16 protein-coding genes, 2 pseudogenes and 1 riboswitch are annotated in these 15,981 nt (G+C 47.1%); of the genes and pseudogenes, 12 read left to right on the top strand and 6 right to left on the bottom strand.

Features of this window, described 5'->3' with window-relative positions; all coding sequences use genetic code 11:
- The 3 genes from F560_RS0120850 to F560_RS0120840 form a co-directional block, all read left to right on the top strand.
- The coding region (locus F560_RS0120850; RefSeq protein WP_026298449.1) for a sensor histidine kinase at positions 1-373 on the top strand (373 nt) is incomplete at its 5' end.
- The gene (locus F560_RS0120845) at positions 345-1,007 is read left to right on the top strand and encodes a response regulator (RefSeq protein ID WP_026298448.1); all 663 of its coding nucleotides are present in this window, start codon (positions 345-347) and stop codon (positions 1,005-1,007) included. The genes F560_RS0120850 and F560_RS0120845, both read left to right, overlap by 29 nt.
- Positions 1,008-1,438: 431 nt before the next feature.
- Positions 1,439-3,394, top strand: a complete 1,956-nt coding sequence (locus F560_RS0120840) for a hypothetical protein (RefSeq protein ID WP_019007673.1) — start codon at positions 1,439-1,441, stop codon at positions 3,392-3,394.
- A 266-nt stretch (positions 3,395-3,660) separates the two neighbouring features.
- On the opposite strand, the gene tnpA is transcribed toward F560_RS0120840, so the two are convergent.
- Positions 3,661-4,089 carry an IS200/IS605 family transposase gene (gene tnpA, locus F560_RS0120835; RefSeq protein ID WP_019007672.1) on the bottom strand — a complete coding sequence of 143 codons (429 nt, stop codon included), beginning with the start codon at positions 4,087-4,089 and terminating at the stop codon, positions 3,661-3,663.
- Positions 4,090-4,758: 669 nt separating this feature from the next.
- Here tnpA and F560_RS26365 point away from each other — a divergent pair.
- On the top strand, positions 4,759-5,439 hold the full coding sequence (locus F560_RS26365) for a reverse transcriptase domain-containing protein (protein ID WP_245554931.1): 681 nt from the start codon (positions 4,759-4,761) through the stop codon (positions 5,437-5,439).
- Positions 5,423-5,959, top strand: coding sequence for a group II intron maturase-specific domain-containing protein (locus tag F560_RS26360; protein ID WP_245554929.1), 537 nt, complete (start codon positions 5,423-5,425; stop codon positions 5,957-5,959). Before F560_RS26365 ends, F560_RS26360 begins: the two co-directional genes overlap by 17 nt.
- 182 nt (positions 5,960-6,141) lie before the next feature.
- On the opposite strand, the gene F560_RS0120825 is transcribed toward F560_RS26360, so the two are convergent.
- From F560_RS0120825 to F560_RS26100, 3 genes and pseudogenes are all read right to left on the bottom strand, one after another.
- Entirely contained in the window at positions 6,142-7,590 is a 1,449-nt protein-coding gene (locus F560_RS0120825) for an IS5 family transposase (RefSeq protein WP_009223158.1), read from the bottom strand.
- Positions 7,591-7,669: 79 nt separating this feature from the next.
- Positions 7,670-7,869 (bottom strand): annotated as a pseudogene (locus F560_RS25315) (hypothetical protein); the annotation flags it as partial.
- Positions 7,870-8,226, bottom strand: coding sequence for a hypothetical protein (locus F560_RS26100; protein ID WP_019007671.1), 357 nt, complete (start codon positions 8,224-8,226; stop codon positions 7,870-7,872). It lies immediately after the preceding pseudogene.
- Positions 8,227-8,420: 194 nt separating this feature from the next.
- Here F560_RS26100 and F560_RS0120815 point away from each other — a divergent pair, with 194 nt between their 5' ends.
- From F560_RS0120815 to F560_RS26660, 6 genes are all read left to right on the top strand, one after another.
- Positions 8,421-8,792 carry an ArsR/SmtB family transcription factor gene (locus tag F560_RS0120815; RefSeq protein WP_019007670.1) on the top strand — a complete coding sequence of 124 codons (372 nt, stop codon included), beginning with the start codon at positions 8,421-8,423 and terminating at the stop codon, positions 8,790-8,792.
- Entirely contained in the window at positions 8,782-10,890 is a 2,109-nt protein-coding gene (locus F560_RS0120810) for a heavy metal translocating P-type ATPase (RefSeq protein WP_019007669.1), read from the top strand. Before F560_RS0120815 ends, F560_RS0120810 begins: the two co-directional genes overlap by 11 nt.
- A 32-nt stretch (positions 10,891-10,922) precedes the next feature.
- Complete coding sequence (gene lspA / locus F560_RS0120805; protein ID WP_019007668.1) at positions 10,923-11,390, top strand: signal peptidase II; 468 nt, start codon at positions 10,923-10,925, stop codon at positions 11,388-11,390.
- A 63-nt stretch (positions 11,391-11,453) separates the two neighbouring features.
- The gene (locus F560_RS0120800) at positions 11,454-12,218 is read left to right on the top strand and encodes a ZIP family metal transporter (RefSeq protein WP_019007667.1); all 765 of its coding nucleotides are present in this window, start codon (positions 11,454-11,456) and stop codon (positions 12,216-12,218) included.
- Entirely contained in the window at positions 12,166-12,792 is a 627-nt protein-coding gene (locus F560_RS0120795; RefSeq protein ID WP_083932169.1) for a redoxin domain-containing protein, read from the top strand. Before F560_RS0120800 ends, F560_RS0120795 begins: the two co-directional genes overlap by 53 nt.
- 294 nt (positions 12,793-13,086) lie before the next feature.
- Entirely contained in the window at positions 13,087-13,236 is a 150-nt protein-coding gene (locus tag F560_RS26660; protein WP_425393291.1) for a CLC_0170 family protein, read from the top strand.
- A 68-nt stretch (positions 13,237-13,304) separates the two neighbouring features.
- Here F560_RS26660 and F560_RS0120790 read toward each other — a convergent pair whose 3' ends face one another.
- Positions 13,305-14,123, bottom strand: coding sequence for a C39 family peptidase (locus tag F560_RS0120790; RefSeq protein WP_019007665.1), 819 nt, complete (start codon positions 14,121-14,123; stop codon positions 13,305-13,307).
- A 142-nt stretch (positions 14,124-14,265) separates the two neighbouring features.
- Between F560_RS0120790 and F560_RS24340 the strand changes: the two are divergent.
- A pseudogene (locus F560_RS24340) lies at positions 14,266-14,969 on the top strand (cytochrome c biogenesis CcdA family protein).
- A gap of 504 nt (positions 14,970-15,473) precedes the next feature.
- Positions 15,474-15,563: riboswitch (cyclic di-GMP riboswitch) on the top strand.
- A 185-nt stretch (positions 15,564-15,748) separates the two neighbouring features.
- Here the strand turns inward: F560_RS24340 and F560_RS26020 are convergent.
- Positions 15,749-15,981 (bottom strand): hypothetical protein (locus tag F560_RS26020; protein WP_169449919.1); only part of this gene is annotated, 233 nt, incomplete at its 5' end.

The following is a 15,981-nucleotide window of genomic DNA, read 5'->3' as shown; positions in this document are numbered from 1 at the left end:
AACGTTCCACAATATCATCGTCAACGCGGCCGAAGCGATGGAGCCGGGAGGAATGTTGTTCATTTCGGTATGCGAAACGCGGAAGCATCTTACGATCGTCTTTAAGGATAACGGAAAGGGAATATCACAAGACGAACTTTCCTATTTGTTCGATCCGTTTTATTCGACCAAACATCGCAAGCAAAACTTCGGTCTCGGATTGACGTACTGCTACAATGTTATTCAGCAGCATGACGGATCGATCGATATTCAAAGCGAATTGAATGTCGGGACGTCGGTCGTAATTCAAATTCCACACAAAAGGATTCGATCCCATTCGCTTCCGTTAACCGAGGTGAGGGACATTGGATCAAATCAAGGTTATGTTGGTTGAGGATGATGCCGTCTGGCGTGACCAACTCACAAGTTTCCTGAGCCGCGAGCATGATCTTGTCGTCGTCGGTTCGGCGGCGAACAGGGAGGATGCGGTTCATCTCGCCAGGCTTAGTGACGCGCATGTTGTGCTCATGGACCTTATTTTATCCGATAATGGGTATGACGGACTTGAAGCGGCCATGGATATTTTGGAAATAAAGCAAACCAAGATCATTATGCTGACCGGCATCGACGAGGAAGAGGCAATTATGGATACGTATGCGGCAGGGGCAGTCAATTATGTAACGAAGGCCCACTTCGAAGATATTCCCTGCGCTATTCGCGCTGCCTACAATAATTTGAATTACATTCATCCGGATTCGGCTGGTGTGCTGGTGAAGGAATTTCGGCGGATGAAAAGAGAGCAACGTAGTAAGCAGTTAACCTCAGCCGAGCAGGAAATATTAAGGTACATTCATAAAGGGTACAAGCAATCGAACATTCAAAACGAATTGCATACAACTGAAAGCACCATTAAAAAGCATGTGAATCATATTCTGAAGAAGCTAGGTTCCCGCTCCAGCCGTGAAGCAGCCCGAAAAGCCAAGCGTCTTGGATTGATTAGAATCTTAAAGCAAACAGTCCGGCTTTAACGGAAGACCGGGCTGTTTTTTCTCTACAAAGCCAGAATAAAGCAAGGATAAATCTTCCTCTAGAGTTAAAGCCGAACACCTTCTATTTGGGGTAGTACCAGCGTAGATGACACAACCCGCAAAGTAGATGTAAATAAAATACAGGAGCACAGTGCGCATGAGTCCATCGTTTCAATATAAAGTAAGCTATTCGTTGCAGTTGTAAACGAATGGGGTATGAAGGTTTCATCTTTTATAGATAATTCTCCCTGTTCGGTCCCATTTTTAGCAATATTGGACGGAACCATTAATACGGTGACGATCACTAAATTGAAGGATCCCCGTTGGATTCGCAAGAGCTTAATGGGGATCCTGTTCGTTTGCATGAAATGGAGGATTCAAGGTAATTCTATTCATGACTATCCACCTATCCACGATCAAGGAGCCCGAGTATGAAACGCCGAACATTATGGTATCTCCTTATCCCCGTTGTTCTATTCGGTGCGATATACGTCACCTTGAATATTTGGGAACCGGAGTATGCTTATTTGCCCCCTCAAGAGAAAATTCTCAATCCTTCACGCGTCAAAGGTTTACAAACTGTTGATGAGAAGCAATATGACCTATGGGGACAGACGCTGACGATCAAGGAGGCGGCCAATTCGAAAACCGATCCCTCCAAGCTTTCTCCTGCCAATGGGACAGTCGAAATCAACGAAGCGCTGTTGAAATTGGGACGGGAAACGTTATATCGAGAAACGTTTGGCAATGAAGTATTCCTGACAGATATCATGGGAATTGTGGATGGCCCATTAACGATTACGAACATCGCCAAAGCCATCGTGCAGTTAAAGGGGCAAGGAACGACCAATCTCCAAGTGGAACTGGCAAAAGATGTGACATTGGGAGACCGGACCTATCGAAAAGGGGAGAAAATCGATACGGGTATCGATGTTCCTAAAGGGGCGTATGCCCCACTCGGCATGCCGGTCAAATATTCGGAAGGAAGGCTGAAAGTCGGCATCAGCTGCATGGCCTGTCACGCAACGGTCGATCCTCAATCGAAAAGAACCATTGAAGGCGCACCAAACGTTGACTTGAATGCCGGTCTGCTGATGGCGCTTGCAACCAATTCATCCGCTTATTTTACCCATACCGATATCGAAAACGTAAGGAAATACATGGATAGCCTCAAGGACACCATCCAAACATCGGACGGTCGAACCCGCCCTTTGCCCGATCCGGTCGCTTTGGAAAAGGCCGTGGACGAAACGTTTGTCAAATGGCCTAGGGGGAACTTCGATTCAACGATTGATATGAAAAGCAATCCAGCACAAATTCCGGATTCGTTCACCAAAGGCGGACACCCTTATGGTTGGAGCGGATTTGCCATGGCCGGCCCTTTTCACGGGCTTAGCGCGTTCAGCAATAACGTTCACGCCCAAAACTCTGATCCCCTGGCACAGGTGGAAGCCAGCCCATATCTGTTCGGCATGGACAAAGAGGTATATATCGGCACGATTCTGCAAAATGCGGCAAATCCCAAGTACCGTTACAATCCGAAGAGCGGGCAGAAGCCGTCGGAATTTTTCGCGAAGGTGGATCCCACTCCGGGCGTTCCGGGCGTCAACGAAATGATCAAACCGCCGTCTTTTCCCAAATTGACCATGATGGCTCCTGACGGCGTATACATCAGCTCACCGGGTTATCGTGCGGGGGAGCAAGTAAATGCGATGGCCGCTTATCAGAATGCGATCATACCACCTGTGAAAAAAGAAAGTGCCGAAGCGAACGTCATCAAGGCGGGAGAAACTGTCTTCCAACGGGCGCAATGTATCGCTTGCCATGCAGGCGATGCATTCACGAACCATCGGATTATTTCCTCGCAAATCATCGGAACGGAACCGTCACGCGCAAAGGCGCTCAAGAAGACGGAGTATTTTTTTGGAAAAGCCTCCTTCTACACGCCGGATACGCCGGTTCCCGTTCCACCTGATGCTAAGACGTTGAACGTGCCGACCGGTCAATTCGATCCCGAACAAGTCAAGCTGGCTTACGCCCATGGCGATTCACCTGGGGGGTACAAAGTCAAAGGACTAATCGGACTTCAGTGGACGGCCCCTTACCTTCATGATGGGGGGGTTGCCGTCGGACCAGATCTGACGCAGGTTGGTATGCCCGCTACCCTGATGAAAGGGATCGCCCCCGATCCGGCCAACAGTCTGCGGGCGCTGCTCGACAGTCGACTGAGACGCCAAGTGATCGCGGCAAACCAAAGTGTCAAAACGCTTCAAGACGTCCACGTAGCCGGTATGGGACACGAATATTGGGTTGACGAAACCACGGGATTCACGAAAGAGCAGCAGGATGCGATAATTCGATATTTACTTTCCCTTAAAGGAAAATAGGTGCAAGAGAGAGGCCGCTGAAACAACGGCTGCCTTTATAATCTGAACGACTACCGGCTAAAGCCGGTAGGTTCCTTATAGCGGCTGAAAGCCGCTGTTCAGGCTAAAACCTGCTGAAAAGCTACCTGTGGCTAAAGCCACCTAAAGCTTTCGACTGAAACTCGAGCTTGCGGCTCAAAGCCGCTGGTTTGGGCTAAAGCCCGCTGAAAGCTACCTGTGGCTGAAGCCACCTAAAGCTTCCGACTGAAACTCAGTATGGCTACCGGTCATTCTTCGATGTCGAATACATCGTCTCCCTCGACTTGTTGTCCTTCGATGTATTTGTGAATCGTCTCTTCATTTACTGCACCAACAGTTGCGCAAAAATATCCTCTCGCCCACAAGTGCTGGCCCCAATATCTCTTTTTCAGGTGGGAGAATTCGTCCTGCAGCATTCGTGACGATCTACCCTTGAGATACTGGATTACCTTAGCGGGGGCCATCGTTGGCGGACATGAGATCAGCAGATGGATATGATCTTTGCCTACACTGCCCTTTACAATCGTTATTCCACGGCTGAAGCAACATTGGCGAATGATTTCGCGTGCTCTAGCTGCAACTTCTCCAACGAGAACATGATATCGATATTTGGTTACCCACACGAAGTGGTACTTGATATCGTAGACAGAATGCCCGCCTGTCTGGTAATCAACCATCCGTCTCACCTCTAACCTCATGGTAGAGATGTGCTGCTACGCTGTCAACGCGCTGGAAGCTGACCGGCTAAAGCCGGTGGGTTTAGACCTGGCGCATGGAAACTAAATCGCCTGAGGACAAATATTTCCGCAGGCGATTTTTATTAACATCGCGCGCCTAGCCAAGTTAGGCACAACTAGCCGGTGCGAGTCCGGCCGAGGTAAGAGCCAAGTCGCCTCGTAGCTGACGGGCAACTGGTGGAGAGATCCTAAGGTTGAAGCCCCGTGACAAAGTAACTCCTGCGGGAGTGCGAGCAAATCAGCAGGCCGTAACATGAAGTGAATCCTGCCGCATCGTCAAAAAGAACCTGCAAAGGACAAGAGGGAACCGAGCTCCGGATGTTTGGGCGAAGGCCATGGAACGTGCGAAGCACTTGGAAACGCAGCACGGAAGAACTCTCCGGTGTATGGGGATCGGCATGCTGAGAAAGCTGTGACTGAAACTATGGAAACCCTACCCCGCACGGCGGACGCCGTAAAAAGCGACCCTATAAGCCCGAAAGGTGAAGTGGCAAGCTGCGGGGAGGGAGGCGGAGGGGGTTGTAGTACCTATGAAGCAAGGACAACACAACCTTGCGGAGGAAAGGACCCCTGCTTTGTTCACGTACTGGAGGAGGTAAGAGTCAGTGAATGGCAGTGAAACCTGCTAACTACGCCAAAGCAAAAGCTCGACAACTCCAAAACGTACTATACCTTGCGGCCAAGGGAAATCCGAGGCGGCGATTTCATGCGCTGTACGACAAAGTGCACCGCGGCAACATACTTTGGGAAGCATGGAAACGGGTCAAGGCGAACGGCGGAAGCGGTGGCGTGGATGGCGTAACCATCGACTACATCGTCAAGGAATACGGTGAAGAACGTTTCGTCAGCGAAATCCAAAGGGCCCTTATGAACGGCAAGTATCATCCGCAACCGGCAAGACGTAAGGAGATACCGAAACCGGACGGGAAGATGCGTCCGCTCGGTATTCCCGTGATACGGGATAGAGTCGTTCAAATGGCAACGAAGATGGTTATGGAACCGATTTTTGAAGCAGACTTTCAAGACTGCTCCTACGGATTTCGGCCGAAGCGAAGTCAGCACGATGCAATCCGACACATTCGCCGGGCTGTGAAGAAAGGCGTCTACTGGGTCGTCGACGTTGATATCACCGGATACTGCCAGTGGCTGAAAGCGGGATTCGAGAAAGATGATCAGTTTCACGAAACCGAACTCGGAAGCCCGCAGGGCGGGGTCATTAGTCCGCTTCTTGCGAATATCTACCTGAACTACCTGGACACGATCCGGGACACTGGTGCGATACGCCGATGATCTTGTCATCCTTTGTAAAACCAAAGAACAAGCCTTGAGAGCGATAGATGTCCTCAAAACGGTATTCGGAAAACTGGAACTGGAAATGAACAAGACGAAGTCCAAGCTCTTTAACCTCTGGGGGGAAGAGCAGGGATTCGACTTTCTCGGGATGCACCACCGGAAAATACCGAAGATACTAAAGGGAAACAAAGAAGTCTCCATTCTTCGCAGTTACCCGTCCAAGAAGGCGATGAAGAACATGAGACAGAAGGTGAAGGAAGTGACCGAACCGCGCGATCGTCTGTTTTGGACGATGAACCGGATGGTGGAGGAATTTAACCCGAAGATACAAGGGTGGAAGAACTACTACGGTCTTGATTCCTTTGCCGACAAATTCCTCAATAAGATCGATTGGTACATTCGCAAGCGCCTGACTTTGTTCTGGAACAAGAAACGCAACCGTCGTAACAAACACAGCAAATCCAGGCAAGCGGCCATAGCGGCACAGCTTGCAGGACTCAAGAAACTCGCCAGCTAAGAGGAGCACCGTAATGCCGAAGGAAGAAGAACATCGGAAAGCCGGATGAGGGAAAACCTCACGTCCGGTTTGATGAAGGGGGAGCTGGAAAAGTAAATGGATGGCTCTCGCCCTCCTATGAAATTTCAGTTCTCTACTCTACATGTTAGTCATTGTTAGAACTAATCTAAAAGTCCGGTGATTTAAGTCAGTTGTATCCGTCTCTTCGGCATGAAAAAAGAGGAAAACAACCCAACCAACACCGAAATGAGCAGGTCCGACACCACCTCCATCATCACGGATTTCGGTTTTGGACATGCCGAAATACCGGTTTGAGGTCGTTTCTTCTTAAACCGGCATAGTTTTTTCAGATTTTGAACGATTGCCGTGAGCAGTGCCTGCTCCTGCATGCAATCCAGGCCGCGGCTCCGCGCGCGACCCAGGCCATGCGCGACTTTGCTTTCGGCAAACACATGCTCGCACCGCGTCCGTAACTTTTGCAGATGACGGTAAGAACCCTTGAGCTGAATTTGTTTGGCTTTGTTGCGGATTTGGATTTCTCGGATTTTGGCCAGACGCTTGCGTTGTTTCTCCGGATCGTTCGTTTGGCGTTTCCAAGTCGGTACATCTTCCAGTGCCAGGTTGCGAAGCGAAACCAGAGGAATAATCCCTTGCTCGAACAGCGATCGCAGATAATCTGTCGTACCGTAGGCTTTATCGGCAGAAAGCGTGCGAATCCGGATTTGCGGATGGGCAAAACGGATCGCGGCCAGCTGCTGCAAGCTCGTCTCGCGCTCAGCCGTTCCGGACGCGATGCTCGCTTGCGTAGCCAGAATGACGCCGGATTTGACATCCGTCACATGATGCACCAAATACCGCAAATGCGCTTCCTGACCGTTGCTCTTTTTGTACAAGCGAGCATCCGGGTCCGTCACGCTGCGGTGGGTCTTGTTCGAGAACGTTTTGCCATGAAAATCTTCATGTGTCGCTTCGTCTTCCAGACGCCGTTCTGTTCGCGTGGGCGGTGCGGGCGGCCGTCTGTCATCATCGGAATCAGCGGCGTCACCTTCGGGTTGCTCGTCTTGCCGGGCCATGCGAGCCAGGTAGTCTTCAATCGACTCCACAGGGGCCAGAGTGATTTCTTTCAAGCTGTGGATAGAAGCGTTGGCGCGTACTTGGGAACCGTCGACTCCCGCATCTACATCGGGTTGGACCAGTCCGGCGGCGATGCACTGATCGACGACATGTTTCATGAGCGTGTCGAAAATACCGTGTTTTCGCCACAATTTCCGGGTCTTCACCAAGGTCGTCCGATCCGGCAGGGACGGCCTGGATGGATCCGGGCGCAAGACGGATTCGAAATCCAGTCCGCAAAACCACAAGTAGCCCCCATGCATGGGCAACAGTTGATACAATTCCCGTTCGGAATGGTTGAACAAATACGAAAGCAGCATGAGTCGAACCATCCGCTCCGGGTCAGCCGCCGGGCGTCCGGTACGTTCCGTATACAGCGGCGCCACCCAATCATGGACGATGGAAAAATCAAGCGCTTCGTTCAGTTGGCGCAGGATGTGCTTTTTCGGTACGAGTTCATCCATATCCACAAATTGGAACATCTGAGGCTGGATAGCCGATGACTTATAGGCTTTCATGTTCAATCACTCTTTCGATCATCGTGTTACGATATAAATTCGACAAACCCGTGATAAAGGCCTGCTTACGCGGACTTTTTCACCGGACTTCTAAATTTAACCGTCTTATTCTCTTGTTGAGCATATGAATGGCATGAGCAAGTACTCCTTCTGCAGCCATTAAAGGTTCCGGCAGAGTGGGATGTGCATGTATGTCAGACTCAAATCTTCAGCGTTTGCTCCCATTTCAATGGCTAAAACAACTTCAGCAATAAGGGAAGAACCATCCGGTCCCACCATTTATACATCATAAGTGGCTTTGCCTGTTACCAAAGTTTCAAGCCGACCGGAATCCAATTCACGAATCGTCTTGATGAGCTCGGTCGTCTGCAAGTCATCCGGTCCTTGATCGCTCTTGTAGACGATGCTTAGGGTTGAGGAAGGAAAACCGAAATCGTCCTTAAGTTGCTTCGTTTCAAGGTCGGATTCCGTTCCATATGGAGTAAAGCCGTTTTCTTTGAACAAATCCGGAGCATTGGGAGCCACAAGGGAAAATCCCGCCAAAAGGACGATCCATAACACAAGCACGATCCACCGAAATTGATACATGGCCTGACACCATCGCCAATAAAATCCTATTGTCTTCGTTTCTCGCATCAGAAACACCTCCAATGAATCATTCTTAATAAAATAATCAAATAATCATAATAATGTATGACTAATACCGTTTCTTTATCTTGTCAATACAAATGCTCAAATAATTATTTGAATATTTTCTTTGACAAATGCTCGTCTGCGGAATATTATAATACTCAAAGGTGTATTTGATTATAATGAACTGAGGTGACTCCATGAAGCGTGATGATTCATGCGAAATATTTTGTTTTGACGAGGATAAGGTCAAACGGGTCAAGGAAAAACTAAGCAAAAATGACTTTCAGGACATGGCTAAAGTATTCAAAGTACTCGCCGATGAAACACGGCTAAAAATTGCATTTGCCTTATGCATTGAAGACGAGTTATGCGTATGTGACGTAGCCAACATTATCGGTTCTACCGTCGCTACAGCTTCACATCATTTACGTCTGCTTGGCAATATGGGACTGGCCAAATATCGGAAAGAAGGGAAACTGGTGTTCTATTCGCTGGAAGACGAGAACGTTAAACAGTTGATTTTATTGGCGATAACCCATCAGAAAGAAGGTGTTTCACTTGGAAAATAGCGTGAATAAAAAAAGCGTCTACCGTGTTCAGGGCTTTACCTGCACGAACTGTGCGGCCAAGTTCGAACAAAATGTGAAGGCCTTGCCCAAAGTGGTTGATGCGCAAGTCAACTTCGGGGCTTCTAAAATTACGGTATACGGGGAGGCCAGCGTGCAGGAGTTGGAGAAAGCTGGTTCTTTCGAAGGATTAAAAGTATACCCTGAAACAGAAAAACGAGCGATCGAACGTGTACCGTTTTGGAAGCGCAAATCCACGATAACCACCGCTGTCTCCGCCATTTTTCTGCTTGCAGGCTACCTAATAGGTGAAGGACAGACCGTATCGCCCTTGTTGTACGGTTTATCCATCCTAATTGGCGGCTATGAATTATTTATTAAGGGCATTAAAGGACTCGTTCGCCTCAACTTTAACATGAACACATTGATGACCGTGGCTATTTTGGGAGCGGCAGCCATCGGGGAGTGGGGCGAAGGCGCAACGGTTGTATTGTTATTTGCCATCAGTGAAGCGTTGGAGTCATTTTCGATGGAGAAAGCCCGTCAATCCATTCGCTCGCTCATGGACGTGGCGCCGAAAGAAGCGACGATCCGCAGAGGAAATCAGGAGATGCAGATCCCTGTCGATGACATTCAGATTGGTGACATCATGATTGTAAAACCGGGTCAAAAGATCGCCATGGACGGCAAAGTCATCAAAGGGAATTCAGCGGTAAATCAGGCGGCCATTACAGGCGAATCCGTTCCGGTATCCAAAACGCCGGGCGACGAAGTGTTTGCGGGGACTTTGAATGAAGAGGGCCTGCTGGAAGTGGAAGTCACCAAGCGGGTGGAAGATACTACAATATCCAAAATCATCCACCTTGTAGAAGAAGCGCAGGCGGAAAAAGCGCCTTCTCAAGCATTTGTAGATAAGTTCGCCAAGTATTACACTCCCGCCATTATGCTCGCAGCACTTGTCATAGCGGTCGTTCCGCCGCTTTTATTCGACGGTGCTTGGAGTGATTGGATTTATAGGGGATTGGCCTTGCTTGTAGTAGGGTGCCCGTGCGCCTTGGTCATCTCGACCCCGGTTTCCATCGTTACAGCAATTGGGAATGCGGCTAAAAACGGTGTTCTCATTAAAGGCGGCATTCACCTGGAAGAAACTGGTAAACTTTCCGTGATCGCATTTGATAAAACCGGCACATTAACCCGAGGTGTTCCAGTCGTAACCGATCTGATCCGTCTGCAAGGCCCTGAAGAGGGCAACCTGTTGGGAATAGCCGCGGGGATTGAAAAATGGTCCCAGCATCCGCTCGCTTCCGCGATTGTGCGTAAAGCGGATGAAGAGAACATTTCTCTGGAGCAGTGGGTCGCGGATGATTTTTCGTCCATTACCGGTAAAGGCGCGAAAGCCGTTGTCAAAGGAACGTTGTATTACATCGGAAGTCCAAAATTGTTTGAAGAAATGATGGAACTGAATAGCGAAACTAAGGAAAAGATCCGACAACTGCAAGGGGAAGGCAAAACGGTGATGGTGCTGGGAACCGAAAGCGAGGCACTTGCTCTCATTGCTGTTGCTGACGAAGTTCGTGAAAGCAGCCGTGAAGTCGTGCGGAAACTTCACGAACTGGGTGTGCAAAAAACGGTTATGCTAACCGGCGATAACCGAGCCACGGCGGAAGCGATCGGGAAGCAAGTAGGCATTCGCGAGGTTCAAGCGGAACTTATGCCGCAGGATAAACTGGAGGCCATCAAGAAGTTAAAAACAGCCGGACCCGTAGGCATGGTAGGTGATGGCGTCAATGATGCTCCCGCCTTGGCCAGCGCCACCGTAGGCATCGCGATGGGGGGAGCCGGTACGGATACGGCGCTTGAAACAGCCGATATTGCCCTTATGGCGGATGACCTGACCAAACTTCCGTTTACTATTAAGCTAAGCCGTAAAGCGTTGCAAATCATTAAGCAAAATATTACATTCTCTTTGCTCATCAAGGCATTGGCGCTGCTTCTCATCATCCCCGGCATGCTTACGTTATGGATGGCCATTTTCGCCGATATGGGGGCGACGCTGATTGTAACGTTGAACGGACTGCGTTTAATGCGAGTTAGGGGATAACCCCCTAACTCCTTCTCTATAGGGGTGATAAATTGCTCCGCTACTATATACTTGCCATCTTCGTCCTTATGGCCGATCAAGTGACCAAATGGGCAGTCTCTACGTACATGGACATGGAAGAAACGATTCCTCTCATTCCAAACGTTTTTCATTTGACCTCCCATCGAAACAGGGGGGCAGCTTTCGGGATTTTGCAAAACCAAAGGGTGTTTTTTATCGTCGTCACGATCATTATCGTTATCGGAATCATCGTTTACTTACGTAAAGTTTATCGCGAGCAAAAGTTCCTTTCATTTGGACTCTCCTTTGTATTAGGTGGGGCCCTTGGAAATTTTGTTGACCGGGCCATCAAAGGGGAAGTTGTCGATATGCTTGATTTTCGCTTGATTGACTATCCCATTTTTAATTTGGCGGATTGCTTTATCGTTACTGGGGTGGCCATCATTATCCTCCATACGTTCTTGGAGGCAAGAATCGAAAAGAAGAGGAACTCAAATTGATAGCGTACCAAGCTCTACCGTAAATAAAATGGATACTCTCGGTACTGTTAATGGAGTGGTGGAATGAATTGGAGCAGCTTTTTGTTTGTTTTGCTGGCGGCCTGCGCCAATGTGGTGGGCGGGCTGATGCTTGTATTAAAACAAAATTGGTCGCGAAGAGGCCTCCATGCTTTGATGGCGTTGAGTGCGGGACTCTTGATGGCGATCGCTATTTTGGATTTCATTCCCGATTCGTTGGAACATGAATCTTCAAGCCCGGTATATATTCTCTTGGGCGTGCTTGCCGTTTATTTTTTCCAACAATATGTAGCCGGACATTTTCATTTTGGCGAGGAAACTCATGTTCATGACCACGTCAAAAGTACGACCGTGGGAGCCATGGCGGGAATGCTCATCCACACATTTTTTGACGGGTTATCGATCGTGGCTAGCTTTGAGGTTGATTTTAGCCTGGGAATTACGGTGTTCATTGCCGTACTTCTACATAAAATTCCGGACGGATTAACCATTTCGTCCATCATTTTTATCCTTTTTCAAGACCGGAAAAAGGCAATAGGAGCCGCTCTTTTATTAGGGGTATCCACTCTTGCGGGAGCTGCTGCCGCATTTGTTCTATCGGATTTTTATTTGCCAGGCGAACAGACAGTCGCTGTCGCTATTGCATTTTCTTCGGGGATCTTCCTGTATGTTGCCGCGACGGACTTGCTTCCGGCAGTGAATGCTGCCGGGGACCGTCGTGCGGCGCTATTTTTTTTCGTTGGCGTTCTTTTATACTATGTACTTCAATGGGGTTCAAACTGGCTTTGGCTTGCCCCTTCTCTTCACTAACCAATCTGTCAAAATTCGCAATGGAGGGATTACTTTATGGGAAAGCAAAAAAAGATGGATCCAGGTTGCGGTTTTGTTCGCCTTTGTGATCATTGGAGGGATAACGATCGGCAGCACCTTTTTATCCGGAGACGGTATTCCTCGAAATGGCAAAGAAGCACCCGCCTTCTCATTGCTTGACCTGAACGGCCAAGTCCACCGTTTGTCGGACTACAGGGGGAAGGTCGTTGTGATTAATTTTTGGGGGACGTTTTGCCCACCATGCCGAGAAGAGATGCCTGCCATACAAAAGCAGTATGAAAAGTGGAGAGAAAAAGGCCTAGTTGTCCTCGGTCTAAATTTGAACGAAAGTGCGGTTACTATACAGGGCTTTGTAAGACAGACGGGAGTGACGTTTCCAATCCTGTTTGATAAGGATCTGCTTATTGCCAAAAAATATAACGTAACTGCGTATCCAACTACATTTTTTGTTAGCCCGGATGGAATTATTCAAAATATTTTTGTCGGGGGAATGACGGAGAACTATATCCAGCAGCAGATCGATCAGATATTTAAATCATATTCCAACCGTTAGCACAAGATAACTGTTCCCCGCTGACTGTAAAAGCTTAAATTCTGACTATAAGAGAGTAACTTCTTTACTTAAGGTCTTCCAGTTCTTCTACGTTGTATGGATTTGCCCTCTGAACCAAAACATTTTATACGATTAAAAGATATCATAATCATATATCGACTTAGTGACTGTACTTTCGTTTTTATATCAAAAATCAACAGCTACAAAATTAAATAAATCTCCAGACTAGGAGGCAAGTTATGTCCGATATTATTAACATGAGTCACTACAATTTCATTGTAATAGTTTTTTTTTCTGTCCGGCTTGGCGATACTGTACTTCGATGTAAAAAGGTACAAGATGTTGGGTATGAAAAAAGAGAAAAAGGTGGCTCTTATCCTAGCCTATTTCAATATAACAATCACAGTTTTGATGTTTATTGTACAATTGGTATATCCTAACTGACGAAGAAAAACATTCAAAAAGTTTAATCAAATGTCTAAATTGTTACATAATTTTTCCAAACGAGTGCATTAATTCTTTCTATATGAAAGCGCCTGTTTACCCATGGTCTCCCAGCTTTTTATGAACTGCAGTTTGTCAACCTTTTGTCCTTTAACTCCGGTGAGCGGGTCATTCACGTATACGTACTGTTTATCGAATCCAACAAGAAGAACGGAGTGTACAGAAAAAGTGGCTCGGATGGGTCCGAGGGGGGAATCCCAAACCACCCACTGCTTTGGCTCGGTATATCCTATTGTTGTCCAAACTACAACCGGAATGCCGTCCGAAATTTGTCGTTCCAACTTATCGAAAGAGGTACCAGTCAAGTCTACCCCTGTTGGAATGTACGATTTCAACAAATCCAAAAGAGCGGTGTGATAAATGCTGTACCCTTTTTGCTTTCCCGTTATGTCCCCGACAAAACCGAGATTTGGGTTTCCCCAGTAAGTGATATTCCCGTGTTCGTCGAACTGAATGGGCGTAGTGTCTTTTTTCATTTCCGGTATAAGGTCCATTTTACTTTTCGAAATTCCGTAATACTGAAGTAGCATGGTTAAACTGGTTAGCTCACAACCGTTATAAAGCTCCGGGTTTTGTTTTATAATGGGGGCATCCAACATCGCAGCACTTTTACTAAGGTTCATCGGCTCTGATCGGTCTGTATGCTGCGTCTTCGTCACCTGCGGAGTCGAAACCACCGAAACAGACACTTTGTCATCTGAAAAGATCAATAACTGTCTATCCGATATTTTTGCATAAAGCAAAATGCTGAATAACCCGCTTGTGAATGCCAATGCGATAATAAGAAAAATCGTGAATAGAAGCCTAGCAAACCGAAAAATCAACATAATCACCTGAATGAATTAGTATGAAAAAGCTGTAGAGTCATAAAAATTTCACGAAAAAAGAGATTAAAATCTACTAAAAGTTATTATATACTAAATACGTTTATATGAATATTTGAATGTTATGTTGGAAAGAGGGTTAATAATGATCACGACGGACATCACGTTATGGCTGGCTTTCGGTGCGGGATTCTTATCATTTATATCTCCATGCTGTCTGCCGCTGTATCCGTCATTTTTATCTTATATCACAGGAGTATCGGTGAAAGATTTAACAGAACACAGAGGTATACTTCAACGCCATGCCTTATTACATACGTTATTTTTTGTCCTCGGCTTTTCCGTAATCTTTGTTGCCTTGGGACTCTCAGCTAGCTTAGTGGGTGAGATCTTTTCGAATAATCGGGACTTGATACGCCAACTGGGCGCTATTGTCGTCATCATCTGGGACTTGTTATGCTAGGAATCTTTCAACCGCAACTCTTGATGAAAGAGTTCCGTTTGGAATTAAGGCGCAAGCCTACGGGGTAATTGGGTTCGGTTTTGGTAGGGATCATCTATGCGGCAGGTTGGACGCCATGTATTGGACCGATTTTATCCGCCGTATTTGCATTAGGGGTTACAAATCCGGATCAAGCATTAGCGTATGTTTTCGCTTATACATTCGGGTTCAGCATTCCTTTTTTTATCATGGCTTTCTTTATGGTAAGCATGAAGTGGATGATAAAGTACTCTCGGCTGATGATGAAAATTGGCGGGGCGCTAATGGTCTTGACGGGTGTTCTTCTTTATACCGACAAAATGATACAGATTACGATATGGATCATAGAACTATATGGAGGGTTTTAATGAAATCTCATAAGTCAAATCAATTCATTGTAACACATTGGGCGACAATGCCGATCGTTACCTTAAACGAGTTCATATGGCGGAGCATATTTATGAGACTCGTAGTTCTAAAACGGTCTTTTGCCGGATTCCGAAGGTACAGCCTAACCGGATATGTTGTTGCGTCCGTTGGGGATACCACTGCTGTAGAGCGCATCGCTGGCAGCGATGAGGTCAGGGGGTTGATCCCCCTTGGCTCCATAAGGGGATTTTGTCAAATACCTGTCTTTTCGTCGTCAAACGACTCGCATCGACCTTGTACAAAATATTCCGCTGCGTTCGGGCGATAGAAAAGCAATTTGGGAATACTTCATGGTACATGATGCTCTTTGAGACTATAAGGTTATTTTTTGCATTAGGCAGCAGAATTTAACCAATCCACTTTTCGATAAATTCAAAAATTTCCCAATTTAGTTCTTGCCTTTTCTGACAAACTGGTAATATAATAATAGGTAATAAGTCTGACTTGGATAATGGCAAACCTGTTCGAAAGACAGGGACGCAAAGCCACGGGTCTTCTGCATAAAACTATGCAATGATAGCCGGGTTACCCTACAGTCATCCAGAAGATACTACGTGTTCGGGGTAGTGTCTTTTTTGTTTTTCTGAGAAAAATGATGAAGGAAGTGATCGTCTTCGGTATGCCCTAGGATTAATGTGAGATCCAGGTCTTGGGAATTTCAACCTATCTGAGGGGAGATGTAATGAAGCACATTAGAGATTTTTCGCAGATTGACGGATTATTGGCAAACGGGGTGAATCATGCGGTTATTGATGTCGACAATACGATTACCAAAAGCAATATCGCGCAGTTCTACATGTTCATCAAGAGAGAACGCCTGAAGAGCCGGCTGCTGTGGTGGCTGTTTCTTATGTACTGTTTTGCTGCGGCTCCATTTTATCTTGCAGTGGATCGTTTGTCGAGAGATTGGTTTAATCACATATTTGTTCAAAGAAAGTTCGGGAAGTACAC

The sequence above is a fragment of the Cohnella laeviribosi DSM 21336 genome, assembly GCF_000378425.1.
Taxonomy (GTDB): domain Bacteria; phylum Bacillota; class Bacilli; order Paenibacillales; family Paenibacillaceae; genus Cohnella; species Cohnella laeviribosi.
Note: the sequence above shows the minus strand (reverse complement) of the source record. Positions and strands in the feature narration are given on the sequence as shown.